At 55.9% G+C, this 14,994-nt stretch carries 14 protein-coding genes; 4 read left to right on the top strand and 10 right to left on the bottom strand.

What is annotated here, in order from left to right; genetic code table 11:
* Window positions 1-11 precede the first annotated feature (11 nt).
* Entirely contained in the window at window positions 12-971 is a 960-nt protein-coding gene (ldtC, locus tag U9O48_RS08920; protein ID WP_324724109.1) for a L,D-transpeptidase LdtC, read from the top strand.
* A gap of 79 nt (window positions 972-1,050) precedes the next feature.
* Here the strand turns inward: ldtC and bhsA are convergent, their stop codons facing one another.
* Entirely contained in the window at window positions 1,051-1,308 is a 258-nt protein-coding gene (gene bhsA / locus U9O48_RS08915; protein ID WP_282494933.1) for a multiple stress resistance protein BhsA, read from the bottom strand.
* Window positions 1,309-1,554: 246 nt separating this feature from the next.
* Here bhsA and comR point away from each other — a divergent pair, with 246 nt between their 5' ends.
* Both comR and U9O48_RS08905 read left to right on the top strand, forming a co-directional pair.
* Entirely contained in the window at window positions 1,555-2,190 is a 636-nt protein-coding gene (gene comR / locus U9O48_RS08910; RefSeq protein ID WP_282494932.1) for a TetR family copper-responsive transcriptional repressor ComR, read from the top strand.
* A gap of 201 nt (window positions 2,191-2,391) precedes the next feature.
* Complete coding sequence (locus U9O48_RS08905) at window positions 2,392-4,584, top strand: TonB-dependent siderophore receptor (protein ID WP_324724105.1); 2,193 nt, start codon at window positions 2,392-2,394, stop codon at window positions 4,582-4,584.
* 64 nt (window positions 4,585-4,648) lie between these two features.
* Here the strand turns inward: U9O48_RS08905 and U9O48_RS08900 are convergent, their stop codons facing one another.
* From U9O48_RS08900 to hinT, 8 genes are all read right to left on the bottom strand, one after another.
* Entirely contained in the window at window positions 4,649-5,188 is a 540-nt protein-coding gene (locus tag U9O48_RS08900; protein ID WP_095281609.1) for a glycine zipper 2TM domain-containing protein, read from the bottom strand.
* Window positions 5,189-5,378: 190 nt separating this feature from the next.
* Window positions 5,379-6,683 (bottom strand): NAD(P)/FAD-dependent oxidoreductase, encoded by a 1,305-nt coding sequence (locus U9O48_RS08895; RefSeq protein ID WP_095281608.1) that lies wholly within the window; start codon window positions 6,681-6,683, stop codon window positions 5,379-5,381.
* Window positions 6,684-6,918: 235 nt separating this feature from the next.
* Entirely contained in the window at window positions 6,919-7,461 is a 543-nt protein-coding gene (gene ycfP, locus U9O48_RS08890) for an alpha/beta hydrolase YcfP (RefSeq protein ID WP_095281607.1), read from the bottom strand.
* Between the two features lie 35 nt (window positions 7,462-7,496).
* Window positions 7,497-8,522, bottom strand: a complete 1,026-nt coding sequence (nagZ, locus tag U9O48_RS08885; protein ID WP_285150764.1) for a beta-N-acetylhexosaminidase — start codon at window positions 8,520-8,522, stop codon at window positions 7,497-7,499.
* Between the two features lie 11 nt (window positions 8,523-8,533).
* Complete coding sequence (gene thiK / locus U9O48_RS08880; protein WP_285150765.1) at window positions 8,534-9,358, bottom strand: thiamine kinase; 825 nt, start codon at window positions 9,356-9,358, stop codon at window positions 8,534-8,536.
* Window positions 9,339-9,989 carry a penicillin-binding protein activator LpoB gene (lpoB, locus tag U9O48_RS08875; protein ID WP_390888262.1) on the bottom strand — a complete coding sequence of 217 codons (651 nt, stop codon included), beginning with the start codon at window positions 9,987-9,989 and terminating at the stop codon, window positions 9,339-9,341. The genes thiK and lpoB overlap by 20 nt, the downstream gene beginning before the upstream one ends.
* 10 nt (window positions 9,990-9,999) lie before the next feature.
* On the bottom strand, window positions 10,000-10,380 hold the full coding sequence (locus U9O48_RS08870; protein WP_285145865.1) for a YcfL family protein: 381 nt from the start codon (window positions 10,378-10,380) through the stop codon (window positions 10,000-10,002).
* A 1-nt stretch (window position 10,381) separates the two neighbouring features.
* A complete protein-coding gene (gene hinT, locus U9O48_RS08865; RefSeq protein WP_006809243.1) occupies window positions 10,382-10,741 on the bottom strand; it encodes a purine nucleoside phosphoramidase in 360 nt (119 codons plus the stop codon).
* A gap of 351 nt (window positions 10,742-11,092) precedes the next feature.
* Here hinT and fhuE point away from each other — a divergent pair, with 351 nt between their 5' ends.
* Complete coding sequence (gene fhuE / locus U9O48_RS08860) at window positions 11,093-13,303, top strand: ferric-rhodotorulic acid/ferric-coprogen receptor FhuE (RefSeq protein WP_324724389.1); 2,211 nt, start codon at window positions 11,093-11,095, stop codon at window positions 13,301-13,303.
* Between the two features lie 191 nt (window positions 13,304-13,494).
* On the opposite strand, the gene ptsG is transcribed toward fhuE, so the two are convergent.
* Window positions 13,495-14,928 carry a PTS glucose transporter subunit IIBC gene (gene ptsG / locus U9O48_RS08855; RefSeq protein WP_282494925.1) on the bottom strand — a complete coding sequence of 478 codons (1,434 nt, stop codon included), beginning with the start codon at window positions 14,926-14,928 and terminating at the stop codon, window positions 13,495-13,497.
* Between the last annotated feature and the right edge of the window lie 66 nt (window positions 14,929-14,994).

Below are 14,994 nucleotides of genomic sequence, written 5' to 3'. Positions count from 1 at the left end.
CTCTGGATTTAGTGATGATGACTGTGCGTTTTACTCGCTGGATAACCTTGATTGCCCTTGCGGCAACCGTCGCGATCGCCCTGCCCGCGCGCGCCAACACCTGGCCGCTGCCCCCTGCCGGGAGCCGTCTGGTGGGCGAGAACCGCTTCCACGTGGTGGAAAATGACGGCGGTTCGCTGGAGGCGATCGCCAAAAAATACAACGTCGGCTTCCTGGCATTATTGCAGGCCAACCCTGGCGTCGATCCTTACGTGCCGCGCGCCGGCAGCGTGCTGACCATCCCGCTACAAACCCTGCTCCCGGATGCGCCGCGCGAAGGTCTGGTGATTAACCTCGCCGAACTGCGCCTCTACTATTACCCGCCCGGGAAAAACGAGGTGACGGTTTACCCGATCGGCATCGGTCAGTTGGGTGGCGATACCCTGACCCCGACGATGGTCACCACCGTCTCGGATAAACGCGCCAACCCAACCTGGACGCCAACGGCCAACATTCGTGCGCGCTATAAAGCCCAGGGCATTGATCTGCCCGCCGTGGTTCCGGCAGGCCCGGATAACCCGATGGGCCATCACGCGATTCGCCTCGCCGCCTACGGTGGCGTCTATTTGCTGCATGGCACCAACGCCGACTTTGGTATCGGGATGCGCGTCAGCTCAGGCTGTATCCGTCTGCGCGATGGCGACATCGAGACCCTGTTCCGCGTGATCACGCCGGGTACCAAGGTCAATATTATTAATACGCCGATTAAAGTCTCTGACGAGCCGGGCGGGAAACGTCTGGTCGAAGTGCATCAGCCGCTGTCGAAGAACATCGGCGACGACCCGCAGACGCTGCCGATAACGCTCAACGCCGCGATGCAAACCTTTAAAGCGCGCGCGGACAGCGCGGTGATGGAAAAAGCGATGGACGTGCGCTCGGGCATGCCAGTGGATGTCACGCCGCATCACGAGGTGACTCAGCAAACGATGTAAGATCGCCAGAAACAAAAAGGCCCTGCTTTTCAGCAGGGCCTTTTTTATTGCAGTGGCATTAATGAGGGTTAAGCCATGCTTATTTGTAGATCACCGCAGTCCCGTGCAGGGTGTTCGGACCGGTGACTGAAGTGATGCGGAATGATTTCGCGCCCATCTGTTCAGCTTTCTGCGCTAACTGGTCTTCCAGTGAACCCAGGTTAGTCCCGGCGTTGGCAGAGATGGTGCCGACTTTCTGCTGGTCAGCAGGGGTGGATTGCACTTCGACAGCGGCGAAGCTGGCGAATGACAGGGAACTCAGTACAGCAGCAGCGATCAGGGTGTTGATGGTTTTCATGATTTTTAGCCTTTAACAGATGAATTTGGGAGGTCGTTAGTTATTTACTTAACGATCGATAGGTAAATGATAGATGTGATCCAGGTCACACGTCAACATGATTTTATAACGATCATTAAATTAATTTTAAACCTCTTATTTTTCATACCCATATGATTAATTTATTTTTGTGAAATGAGTGCTGGTCGCCGCTGGCTATTATTTTTATAATGATCATTCAATAAACCAACAAAGGTACAACGGCAAATGACAACCGACGTCACGAGTTGCGCAAAAAAAAGCCGTGGCCGACCGAAAGTGTTCGACAGGGATGCGGCGCTCGATAAGGCCATGACACTCTTCTGGCAGCATGGGTATGAAGCGACTTCGCTCTCCGACCTGGTCGAAGCGACAGGCGCAAAAGCCCCGACGCTGTACGCAGAATTCACCAACAAAGAAGGCCTGTTTCGCGCCGTGCTGGATCGCTATATCACGCGCTTTGCGGCTAAACACGAAGCGCAGCTGTTTTGCGAAGAGAAAAGCGTTGAGCAGGCGTTGCAGGATTACTTCGCGGCCATCTCGGCCTGCTTTACCAGTAAAGACACGCCTGCGGGCTGTTTCATGATTAACACCTCGGCGACGCTGGCGGCCTCTTCGAAAGAGATCGCCAATACCGTGAAATCGCGCCACGCCATGCAGGAAGAGACGCTGGGCGCCTTTTTACGCCAGCGCCAGGCGCGCGGCGAGATCCCGGCGCACTGTAACCCTGAGGAGCTGACGCAGTTCTTAAGCTGCGTCCTGCAGGGGATGTCGATCAGCGCGCGCGAAGGCGCAAGCCTTGAAAAGCTGCAAAGTATTTCCCGCACCACGCTGCGACTGTGGCCTGAGCTGCTGAAACTCTGATTTGAAGGGCGGCTCTCCGCCCTTTTTTTTCTCCTCTCCCCCACTTTTTTCACTTTCATCTCCTGTAAACCCTCTCATTTCAGCGGGTTGATAATGAGACTCTTTATCGGCAATATTCGCGTTTACATTTATTTCACAATGTTTCCATTGTGTGATTTGACCTGCCGATAAAAAAGAGCAAACGCTCAACAAGGAATGATGATGAAGAAGAGCCTCTGGGTGCTTAATCCCGTTCTGCTGGCTATCGCGATGCCGCTGTACGCAGAACAACAAAACGAAGAAAACCTGATTGTCAGCGCCAACCGCAGCCACCGCACCGTCGCCGAAATGGCGCAGACCACGTGGATTATTGAAGGTCAGGAGATTGAACAGCAGGTTCAGGGCGGGAAAGAGTTCAAAGATATTCTCGGCCAGCTGATCCCCGGTATGGACGTCAGCAGCCAGGGGCGCACCAACTACGGCATGAACATGCGCGGCCGCGCGATTGTGGTGCTGATCGACGGCGTGCGTCTGAACTCGTCCCGTACCGACAGCCGTCAGCTGGATTCTATCGATCCGTTCAACGTCGAGCATATCGAAGTCATTTCCGGCTCGACGTCGCTGTACGGCGGCGGCAGTACCGGCGGGCTGATCAATATCGTCACCAAAAAAGGGCAGCCGGAGACGCAGGTCGATCTGGAACTCGGCGGCAAAAGCGGCTTTAACAACAGCGACGATCGCGATGAGCGTGTTGCGGCTGCCGTCAGCGGCGGGAATGACAATGCGTCGGGCCGTCTTTCAGTGGCTTATCAGCGCTTCGGTGGCTGGTACGACGGTAACGGCGACGCCCTGACCTTCGACAACACTCAGACCGGCCTGCAACACTCGGATCGCCTGGACGTGATGGGAACCGGCACCATCGAAATCGATGAGACTCGCCAGCTGCAGGTGGTCACGCAGTATTACAAAAGCCAGGGCGACGACGATTACGGGCTGTATCTCGATAAGAACATGAGCGCGGTGACGGGCAACGGCACGGCGCGCACCTCAAGCGGCTTTAGCTCGGACCGTATTCCCGGCACCGAGCGTCATCTGGTTAGCCTGCAATATTCCGATACCGATTTCTGGGGACAGGAGCTGGTCGGGCAGATCTATTATCGCGATGAATCCCTGCGCTTCTACCCCTTCCCGACGGTGGCGAAAGGGCAAATCTCCAGCTTCTCCGCCTCCGAGCAGAATACGGATCAGTACGGTGCCAAGCTGACGCTGAACAGCAAACCGCTCGACGGCTGGCAGCTCACCTGGGGTATCGATGCCGACCACGAAACCTTTGATTCCAACCAGATGTTCTTCAACCTGGCGGATTCCGTCCCTTCCGGCGGGATGAATAACCAGTCGGCTTACAGCACGGGCCGCTATCCGGGCTACAGCATCACCAACTTCGCCCCGTTCCTGCAAAACAGCTACGACATTAACGACGTCTTTACCCTGAGCGGCGGCGTGCGCTATCAGTGGACCGAAAACCGCGTCGACGATTTCATCGGCTATAAAGAGCAGCAGACGATCGCCAAAGGCGACGCCCTCTCCGCCGACGCCATTCCGGGCGGCAAAACCGATTACGATAATGTCCTGTTTAACGCCGGGATCCTGGCGCACCTTACCGAGCGTCAGCAGGTGTGGTTTAACTTCTCTCAGGGCGTCGAACTGCCGGATCCGGGGAAATATTACGGCAATGGCTCCTACAGCAAAGCGGATGCGCAGGGCCACCTGGCGCTGCTGAAAAGCGTGAACCCGAATGATGCCAAACTCGAAGGGATTAAAGTCGATTCGTATGAGCTGGGCTGGCGCTTTACCGGCGATCAGCTGCGCACCCAGATTGCGGCTTACTACTCCCTGTCGGACAAATCCATTGATATCAACCGCGCGGACATGACCATCGACGTGAATCCGCAGAAGCGCCGCATCTACGGCGTCGAAGGCGCGGTGGATTACTTTATTCCTGACAGCAACTGGAGCCTCGGCGGGAACTTCAACGTCCTGAAATCCGAGATCAAAACCAACGGTTCCTGGGAGAAATGGGATGTGACTCAGGCGTCACCGTCGAAAGCGACAGCTTACGTCGGCTGGGCGCCAGAGCCGTGGGCGTTGCGTCTGCAAACCCAGCAGGCCTTCGATCTGAGCGACGCGGCGGGCAATAAAATTGATGGCTACAATACCGTTGATTTTATCGGCAGCTATCAGCTCCCTCTGGGCAAGCTGACGTTTAGCGTCGAAAACCTGCTCGACAAAGAGTACACCACCGTCTGGGGACAGCGCGCGCCGCTGCTCTACAGTCCAACCTACGGGAATGCGGCGCTGTACGAGTATAAAGGCCGCGGACGCACCTTCGGTCTGAACTACGCCCTGACCTTCTGACAGGCGAAAAAAAGGCTCCTCAGCCTGAGCGTTTGAGGAGCCAAATTCAAAAATACCGCTTTTTTTACACCTTGTTATTCAGAACCAGCTGACCGTTGCTATCCAGAGGGATCTGGGTACCCGGGTCTTTGTCCATCCGAATTTTGCCCTGCTGATCGCCAATTTTGTAGGTCACATCGTAGCCGAGCATTTTCTCTGATTTGTCATACACGGTTTTGCAGCGCTGCTGCGTGGTGGTGTAAGTATCGCCGTCCTGCATCGCGCCCTGGACCTGGTTACCGGCATAGCCGCCACCCAGTGCGCCGACCACGGTCGCGACATCTTTCCCGCGTCCGCCGCCAAACTGATGACCAATCACGCCACCCGCAACCGCACCCAGCACGGAGCCTGCGATACGGTTTTCATCCTGCACCGGACGACGGTGGGTCACCGCGACGTTGCGGCACTCCTGACGAGGGGTTTTCACCGACTCTTTAATCGGTGTGGCTGAAACAACTTGTGCGTACTGCGGGCCGCGTTCAAACACGTTCAGACTGGCCACTGCTGCCACGCCCAGCGCCGCAGCTACGCCAATCCCTATACCCGCCAACATAGATTTATTCACGGGACTTCCTCCTTTGTTGCTATTGGTAACAATTTTGCAATCAAAGAAAGGGTTCGCCAATCGGAATAACGCTCAAAAAGAGAGGCGTGAAATGAAAAGGTGCGCGTTTAGGAGAACTCTTAAGCACCCTGACGGATATTGTCAGCAGGAAATGCTAAAAATCCCTCCGGGAGCCGGAGGGATTGAAGGATCAGTGCAGTTTGAGGCGCGGACGAATGACGCGGTTGATACTGCCCACCAGCATCATCAGGCCGGTTTTGAAGTAACCGTGCAGCGCGACCTGGTGCATGCGGTACAGCGAGATGTAGACGAAACGCGCGATGCGCCCTTCAACCATCATAGAGCCGCGCATCAGGTTACCCATCAGGCTGCCCACGGTGGAGAAGTTCGACAGGGAGACCAGCGAGCCGTGGTCTTTGTAGACGTAGGACTTCATCGCTTTGCCTTTGGTCTGCGCCAGAATGTTGTGCAGCGCGAGGCTTGCCATCTGGTGCGCGGCCTGAGCGCGCGGAGGAACGAACCCGCCTTCCGGACGCGCGCAAGATGCGCAGTCACCGATGGCGAAAATGTTCGGATCGCGCGTGGTTTGCAGCGTCGGCTCGACCACCAGCTGGTTGATACGGTTGGTTTCCAGTCCGCCAATCTCTTTCATGAAATCAGGCGCTTTGATACCGGCAGCCCAGACCATCAGATCGGCCTGAATGTACTCCCCGCCTTTGGTGTGCAGACCGCCTTCGTCGGCGCTGGTAACCATGGTTTGGGTCAGCACGCGCACGCCCATTTTGGTCAGTTCGTTGTGCGCCGCACCGGAAATGCGCGGTGGCAGCGCAGGCAGAATGCGCTCGCCCGCTTCGACCAGCGTCACGTTCAACGCTTCGTTGGTCAGGCCTTTGTAGCCGTAGCTGTGCAGCTGTTTCACCGCATTGTGCAGTTCCGCAGAGAGCTCTACGCCCGTCGCCCCGCCGCCGACAATCGCGATGTTCACTTTGCCGCTGGCACCGAGGTTATTGGAATATTTCAGGAACAGGTTCAGCATCTCCTGATGGAAACGACGCGCCTGATGCGGGTTGTCGAGGAAGATGCAGTTCTCTTTTACGCCCGGGGTATTGAAGTCGTTCGAGGTACTCCCCAGCGCCATCACCAGCGTGTCGTACGGCAGTTTGCGCTCAGGAACCAGCAGCTCGCCCTTCTCGTCACGCAGCTCGGCCAGGGTAATGGTTTTGCTTTCGCGGTTGATGTCCATCACCGAGCCCAGCTGGAACTGGAAATCGTGATTACGCGCGTGCGCCAGATAGCTCAGGGCATCGACACCTTCGTCCAGGGAACCGGTGGCGACTTCATGCAGCAGCGGTTTCCACAGATGGCTGTGGTTGCGATCGACCAGCGTAATTTTGGCTTTCTTGCCACGGCCCAGCTTCTTGCCGAGTTGCGTAGCCAGCTCCAGCCCACCTGCGCCGCCGCCTACAATCACTATCTTTTTCAATGGCGTAGTCAATGTGACCCCCTCAAATTATTAACCAATTGTTAATTAAAAGTTATGAGAATAACCCTTAATTAACAACAGGTTACAACACTGAAACCATTCAGGTGCATTGAGAATAACACGCCAGGCGCATTGGTCATACCAAAATTGATGTGAATCAAGTTTTGGTGATTTAAATTTGTACAATTGTAGCAAAGACAAAGCCCGGCTCGCTTTCGCGGCCGGGCTTTGAGGGAGTCAGAGGGGGTTAGCCCAGGGTCTTGAAGGCTTTGATGCGCTGCAGATGCGGGGAGATATTTTTGAATTTGTGGGTCTGCTCTTCGTCCCAGACAATTTCATAGTAGTGATGCAGCAGCTCTGCCGCGCGGAGGTTATCCAGCGCCTCGTCATGACGGGAGAGGATCGCCATGCAGCGGTCGCGGTTCTTCTCGCGGAAATTGCTCACGCATTTGGTTGCAATATCGGTGTACTCTTCCGGGCGGTCAATCTTGCCTTCCATGTTCTCGTCAGGGAACAAATTCGGATTGAACACCACCTGGCGAATATCGCAGAGAAAACCGATCCGCTCTGCCCAGTAGCCACCGAGTCCCACGCCGCAAATCAGCGGACGATCGTCGACGTTGAGCTGCAGCATCTTGTCCACTTCTTTCAGCAGATGCGCCATGTCATGCTTCGGATGGCGCGTGCTGTAGCTAATCAGCCGCACGTCCGGGTCGATGAACTGCAGTTGCAGCACTTTTTCATGGTTACCAGGACTGTTCGAATCAAAACCGTGCAAATAAATGATCATTGTTTCCTCACCACACGACGCCTTCCGAGAGGGGTTTATTGGCCCGCTTTGTGTGCCTGCCAGCGCTCATTGAGTGCTTCAAGCTCGGCGTTCACTGTCTTCCAGCGAGACGAGCCCATCAGCTCCTGACGGCTAAATGAACCTTTATGATACAATTGTGTAACACGTTCAGCATTGATCGGCGACAGGTTATCTAACACGCTAACCGCCCCTTTACGATTATTGCAGACCAGGATCATATCGCAACCCGCATCCAGCGACGCCTGACCGCGCTCGGCGTAACTGCCCATGATCGCCGCCCCTTCCATCGACAGATCGTCGGAGAAAATCACGCCGTTAAAGCCTAGCTCCTGGCGCAGCACGGTTTTCAGCCAGTGCGGGGACCCGCTGGCCGGACGCGGATCGACCTCGCTGTAGATCACATGCGCTGGCATGATGGCGTCGAGCTTGTTGTCGGTAATGAGCGAGCGGAACACGGACATATCTTTGGCACGAATCTCCGCCTCAGGGCGCGGATCGCGCGGCGTCTCTTTGTGAGAATCCGCCGTGACCGCTCCGTGACCCGGGAAGTGTTTCCCGGTGGTTTTCATGCCCGCGTCGTGCATGCCGTCGATAAAGCGCGTCGCCATCGCCAGGGCAATCTGCGGATCTTCATGGTAGGAGCGCTCACCGATGGCCGCGCTGATGTGCCCGACGTCCAGCACCGGCGCAAAGCTGATATCGATATCCATGGCGATCATTTCGCTCGCCATCAGCCAGCCCGCGTCCTGCGCCAGCTTACCACCCTCTTCAGTACCAAGCAGGGCAGCAAAAGATTGTGCCGCCGGCAGACGGGTGAAGCCCTCGCGAAAACGCTGCACGCGTCCGCCTTCCTGATCGACCGCGACCACTAGACGGTTGCGGGACGCCGCGCGGATCTGACGCACCAGCTCGCGCAGCTGCGCAGGATCGTGATAGTTGCGGGTAAACAGAATCAGCCCACCCACCAGCGGATGCGCCAGAATATCGCGCTCTTCCGCATCGAGTTCATACCCTTCAACATCCAACATCACTGGACCCACACGAACCTCTCTTATCCTTTAGTTTGTAACTCACGCCAGACGTCATCTGCCAGCGCGATAAATTGTTTGTCAGCCGATTGCTGAAAGCGTAATTCGAACCATCCGGCCATCATCATCAGTACCCAGGGCCGCCAGCGCTGAACCTGCTGTTGCAGCTGATACGCATCCATATTCGCCGTGTTGGCATAGGCTCTAATAAGCGTCTGCCGGGCCTTTTCCGACGGCACCCAGACCGCCGCCAGCTCCAGCGCCACGTCGCCATCGCCCGCGTATTCCCAGTCGATCAGCCGTTCTCCCGATGGGGTATGGACGATATTTCCGGCATGCACGTCCATATGCAACGGCACCAGCCGCAGAGGGCGCGGTTCGCCGCGCTGGCGCAGACGTTTTAACGTCGCCAGCCAGAATGGCGATCGCCGTGAAGGCGCGGCTCCCTGCCAGTAGGCATCCAGCAGCGGCAGGATCGTGATGCGCCATCCAAGACGGGATTGCCGGTGCAGATAATACAGCATGCCTGCCAGGGTTTGGGTATCAGGAAGCTCGCTTTTGATCTCGCCCACAAGATACTCGACCGCCATCCAGTCGTGATGAAAGAAGTGCGGCTCAGGCACCAGATCGGCGGGAAGACGTTTCAGGGCGTGATACTGACGGCGAAACGCAAAGGCGGGCCCGGTGGCGTCATGACGCTGGCGCAACACCAGACGGCGATCGCCGTGCTCAATAATGCAACTCGCGCCGCTAAACCCGGCGTGGGTTTGCGGCGCGATAAGGCGATATTGCGGGAAGTCGCGCGAAAGCAGGGTTTCGCGCGTGACGTTATTGTTGTGTAACGGCACCTTTACCTGACCAGATAATTTCGCCTGTTTGAACCAGCATCAGCTGCATTTGCAGGGTTGGCGTGTTGACGTTGCCGGTCGCGTTGGAGTAGAGCACGTATTGCGCGCCAACGTTACGGGCGATGCCAATGGCTTTGCTGCGCGAGCCCAGGCTGTCCTGCGGTGACAGGCCCAACTGCTGTTTCGCCACGGACAATTGCTGGACGGAAACCAGCGTAAACTTGCCGTTGTTCGCCAGCGCATTGCGCAGGGTTTCCGTGGCTTCACCCGCATTCAGCGAGCCGTTGGTGCGGTTGTTGACGCTATCCACCAGCAGTACGCTGCCAGCGGTCACGCCCTGAGCCTGCAACATTTTGCCCACCATCGGCTGCATGGCACCGTTCCAGTCATAGTGACGGACGCGCGGCGCAGGCTGCGAGGTTTGATCGGGATGTTCAATCGGGCCCGGCTGTTCCGGGATCGTCGGTACGGATGGCACCGTTGGCACTGGCTCGGTCGGCGTCACCGGCTGTTCAGTGCCAGGCTTCACCTCATCAACAGGAGCAGGTTGCTGTTCCGTACGGTTGATACACCCCGACAGGAACAGCGCGAAAGCGGTAACGAGCGCGTAACGGCCCAAATTCTTAATCAAGGTTCACCCCTTACAAATAAAGATAAAGTCTGACCTTATGCGCACCCAGATAATTAGCGCTGCCATAAAGTGTGACCGACGAATTGGCCGGAATGATGACACTGCGTGGCGCTTCAAGCGGATGCATCTCGAGGCCTCTTACGTCATACCAGTAAAACCGATAGTGGATGGTAACTGGCTGGTTTCTTTCGTTATAAAGTCTGGAGGACGCCGACGGCTGAATTTCGCTGACCGTGAGCGACGGTGCCTCAGCGGTAATGCCCGCAGCCAGAACCGACGACTCCATCACCAGCGTCTGTTCATCGCTGACCGGGATCGCCGGACGCGAGCTACAGCCCGCGAGGACCATCGCCAGTGTCAGAGCCAGAACCGCTTTACGCCCTCTTTGCATATCAAAGACCTTTATGCGCCAGCATCGGACCCAGCGGACGACCGCCCAGCAGATGCATGTGAATATGATAAACTTCCTGCCCACCATGACGATTACAGTTCATGATCAGACGGTACCCGTCTTCGGCAATCCCTTCCTGTTCAGCAATTTTCGCTGCTACCGTCAGCATACGGCCTAATGCCACTTCATGCTCAGTTTTCACGTCATTGACGGTCGGAATCAGAATATTGGGGATAATAAGGATGTGTGTCGGAGCCTGAGGTGAAATGTCGCGGAAAGCTGTGACCAGTTCATCCTGATACACGATATCCGACGGGATCTCACGACGGATAATTTTACTGAAAATGGTTTCTTCAGCCATGACGTTTTCCTTTTTTGTTTAATCTGGCGTGACGTGACCGGCAAAGGCTGGCGGTGCGGCGATTGCCCGTGACACAACACAAGAGTATGAGCGAGTTTCTCCTGTCCTTTCAACCTTATCCCGTGATTTCTTTCCTTTACCCACAATGGATGGTCGCTGATTGACCATCCTGCCCTTAGATATGACTGAAACATAATTTCAGGTGAAATGGTTACATCTGTTTACATGGTTAATTCAAATGCGTATATTTCGCATTTGCATTTTCATGCGCATTTTCAACATAGAAATGACCTCCGACCGTTATCGGGACTGGGGCAGACAATTTACCATTCACTCAGAAAGGGTTTGATGATGTCTTTCATTAATCACACCAGGGATGGGCAACGTCAGCCTGTCGCAACACCTTCGTTGCTGGCAGCCTGTATTGCTATGGCATTGATGCCGACCGCAAGTTTCGCAGAATCCAATCCGGAAGATACCGTCATCGTTGACGGGGCTGATAACGCGCAAGATCAGAATAGCGCGCAGGATCAGGATTACAGCGTCAAAACCACCACCACCGGCACCAAATTATTACTGGTTTCGCGTGATATTCCGCAGTCGGTCAGCGTCATCAGCCAGCAGCGTATGCAGGACCAGGAGCTGAACACCATCGGCTCGGTACTGGATAACACCGTCGGTGTCAGCGCTTCCCGCATTGATACCAGCCGTACCAACTTCTACTCCCGCGGGTTCTTCATCAGCAACTTTGCCTATGAAGACATGCCGACCTTCCTCGACAACCGCTGGAACTTTGGTGATACCGCGGGCGATACCGCTATTTTCGATAAAATCGAAGTGGTGCGCGGCGCGGCCGGTTTGATGAGCGGCACGGGCAACCCTTCCGCTTACGTCAACATGGTGCGTAAACACGCGGACAGCAAAGAGTTTAAAGGCAACGTCTCCGCCACCTATGGCAGCTGGGATAAACAGCGTTACGTGATGGATCTCCAGGCGCCGCTGACGGAATCCGGCAACGTGCGCGGGCGCGTGATCGCCGGGTACGAAGACCGCGACTCCTGGGTGGAGCGTAACCACTATCGCAAGAAGTTCGTCTCCGGCATTCTCGATGCGGACGTGACGGACTCCACCACCCTCTCCCTGGGTTATGACTACCAGGAAAGCGAAGAGGACAGCCCAACCTGGGGCGGTTTCCCTTCCATGTTCAGCGATGGCAGCAAAACCGATTTCCGCCGCGGCTTTAACACCGCAGCCGACTGGACTTACTCGAACAACGATTCTACCAAAGTGTTTGCCAACCTCACTCAGCGCTTTGATAACGGCTGGGAAGCGAAGGTTAACGCCATGCACGCGGAAACTAACTTCGACAGCAAGCTGATGTACATCGACGGTTATCCGGACAAGGCAACTGGCCTGTACGATGCCTCCAAATGGTACGGTGCCTGGGGCGGCTGGAACCGCGGCGAGCGAAAACAGGACTCCGTGGATGCGTTCGTACGCGGCGGGTATGACCTGCTTGGCCGTCAGCACCAAATCATGTTCGGCGGGAGCTACAGCCGCCAGCGCAATAACTACGACAACTCCTATCCGGTTAACGACAATTACGGCCTGATGGATGTCGGCAGCATTTACGATTACAACGGCAACCTGGCCGATCCGACCTGGTCCGGCTTCTCACTGTACCAGCGCGACGTGATCCGCCAGAAATCTGTCTATGCCGCGACCCGTATCTCTCTGGCCGATCCGCTGCATCTGATCCTCGGCGCGCGTTACACCGAGTGGAGCGCCAAATACAACCTGGAGCGTAAACCGGACGAGATCCGCAACAGCAAATTCGATGACGTCACGCCGTATGCGGGCCTGATCTATGACATCGACGATACCTGGTCGGTTTACGGAAGCTACACTTCGATCTTCCAGCCGTCTGGCCAGCGAGATGTCAACAGCAACTTCATCGACCCGACCACCGGCAAGAGCTATGAAGCCGGTGTGAAAGGTGACTGGTTCAGCACCCGCCTGACCGCGACGCTCGCCGTCTTCCGTATTGAGCAGGACAACGTCGCCGTGAACACCGGGACAACCATTCCAGGCTCCGGCGGTCAGTCGGCGTATAAATCTGTGGATGGGACCGTCAGCAAAGGGATTGAGTTCGAGCTGAACGGCGCGTTGACCGACAACTGGCAGCTGACTTTCGGCGGCAGCCGCTACATTGCTGACGATGAGAACGGCACTGCCGTCAACCCAGGCCAGCCGCGTACCTCTCTGAAGCTGTTTACGCGCTACCAGTTGCCGATGCTGCCTGAGCTGACCGTCGGCGGTGGCGCGCGCTGGCAGAACAAAACCTGGCAGGATCTCGATAACGGCCCGAACGGCGTGAATCAGATCACTCAGGGTGGTTACACGGTGGTGGATCTCTTTACCCGCTACCAGGTCACCAAAAACTTCTCGGTTCAGGGCAACCTGAACAACGTGTTTGATGAGGAGTATTACGATTACCTGGGCAGCTACGGCGTTTACGGCGCACCGCGTAACTTCTCGGTGAGCGGTACATACCGTTTCTAAGTCGTGAGTGATGACGAAGGGAGCCGAATGGCTCCCTTTTTTGTGGGCGGTGTGCGGAAATTGTCGGGTGGCGCTGCGCTTACCCGACCTACAAAACCCGTAGGCCCGGTAAGCGCAGCGCCACCGGGCTTAAATGTTGGCACAATAAAAAAGGCAGCCATTCGGCTGCCTTAGTCTCCCCAGGTCACAACTTAGTTGCTGCGGATGTACTCATCCATTTCGGTTTTCAGGTTATCGGATTTAGTACCGAAGATTGCCTGAACGCCCGAACCTGCAACAACAACACCCGCTGCGCCCAGTTTTTTCAGGCCCTGCTGGTCAACTTTCGCGACGTCAGCAACGCTCACACGCAGACGAGTGATACACGCGTCCAGGTTAGTGATGTTTTCTTTACCGCCGAATGCTGCAATCAGAGCAGGAGCCATTTCGCTGGTAGAGGTTGCTTTCGCATCGTCAGTAGAATCTTCACGACCCGGAGTTTTCAGGTCCAGTGCTTTGATCAGCACGCGGAAGACGGTGTAGTACACCACTGCGTAGCACGCACCAACGATTGGGAACAGCCACAGTTTGCTGCTGTTACCGGACAGAACGATGAAGTCGATCAGACCGTGCGAGAAGGACGTACCGTCACGCATACCCAGCAGAATACAGATTGGGAATGCCAGGCCTGCCAGAATCGCGTGGATAACGTACAGGATCGGCGCAACGAACATGAAGGAGAACTCGATCGGCTCGGTGATACCGGTCAGGAACGAGGTCAACGCTGCGGAGATCATGATACCGCCCACTTTTGCACGGTTCTCTGGTTTAGCAGAGTGCCAGATAGCAATCGCTGCAGCCGGCAGACCGTACATTTTGAACAGGAAGCCGCCAGACAGTTTGCCTGCAGTTGGGTCACCTGCCATGTAACGTGGGATGTCACCGTGGAATACCTGACCTGCGGCGTTGGTGTATTCACCAATCTGCATCTGGAATGGAACGTTCCAGATGTGGTGCAGACCAAATGGCACCAGGCAGCGCTCTACGAAGCCGTAGATACCAAACGCCACAACCGGGTTCTGGTATGCAGCCCACTGAGAGAAGGTCTGGATAGCCGTACCAATTGGAGGCCAGATGAAGGACAGCACAACGCCCATGAAGATCGCAGCCAGACCAGAGATGATCGGTACGAAGCGCTTGCCCGCGAAGAAGCCCAGATACTCAGGCAGCTTGATGCGATAGAAGCGGTTAAACATGTAGGCTGCAATGGCACCAGAGATGATACCGCCGAGAACACCGGTATCGGCCAGGTGTTTCGCTGCGATCTCTTCAGCAGGTAAATGCAGTACCAGTGGCGCAACCACAGCCATGGTTTTCACCATGATGCCGTAAGCAACAACCGCGGCCAGAGCAGATACACCGTCGTTATTGGTGAAGCCCAGTGCAACACCGATAGCGAAGATCAGCGGCATGTTAGCAAAAACAGAACCGCCTGCTTCGGCCATCACGTGTGAAACTACGGCTGGCAGCCAGCTGAAGTTTGCAGAACCGACGCCCAGCAGGATACCTGCGATAGGCAGTACGGATACTGGCAGCATCAGCGATTTACCGACCTTTTGCAGGTTAGCAAATGCATTCTTAAACATAATTGAGAGTGCTCCTGAGTATTTGTGCTTTTTTTACGCTTTCACGCATGGGCACGGGGGGAGAAC

The organism is Lelliottia sp. JS-SCA-14 (assembly GCF_035593345.1).
GTDB classification, from domain to species: Bacteria; Pseudomonadota; Gammaproteobacteria; order Enterobacterales; family Enterobacteriaceae; genus Enterobacter; species Enterobacter wanjuensis.
This window is presented reverse-complemented; position numbering and strand designations above follow the sequence as displayed.

Coding starts and splice junctions, on each gene's coding strand:
- bhsA (WP_282494933.1), bottom strand. CDS start 1,308: ATGAAAACCATCAACACCCTGATCGCTGCTGCTGTACTGAGTTCCCTG.
- comR (WP_282494932.1), top strand. CDS start 1,555: ATGACAACCGACGTCACGAGTTGCGCAAAAAAAAGCCGTGGCCGACCG.
- U9O48_RS08905 (WP_324724105.1), top strand. CDS start 2,392: ATGAAGAAGAGCCTCTGGGTGCTTAATCCCGTTCTGCTGGCTATCGCG.
- ycfP (WP_095281607.1), bottom strand. CDS start 7,461: ATGATCATTTATTTGCACGGTTTTGATTCGAACAGTCCTGGTAACCAT.
- U9O48_RS08870 (WP_285145865.1), bottom strand. CDS start 10,380: ATGCAAAGAGGGCGTAAAGCGGTTCTGGCTCTGACACTGGCGATGGTC.
- hinT (WP_006809243.1), bottom strand. CDS start 10,741: ATGGCTGAAGAAACCATTTTCAGTAAAATTATCCGTCGTGAGATCCCG.
- fhuE (WP_324724389.1), top strand. CDS start 11,093: ATGTCTTTCATTAATCACACCAGGGATGGGCAACGTCAGCCTGTCGCA.
- ptsG (WP_282494925.1), bottom strand. CDS start 14,928: ATGTTTAAGAATGCATTTGCTAACCTGCAAAAGGTCGGTAAATCGCTG.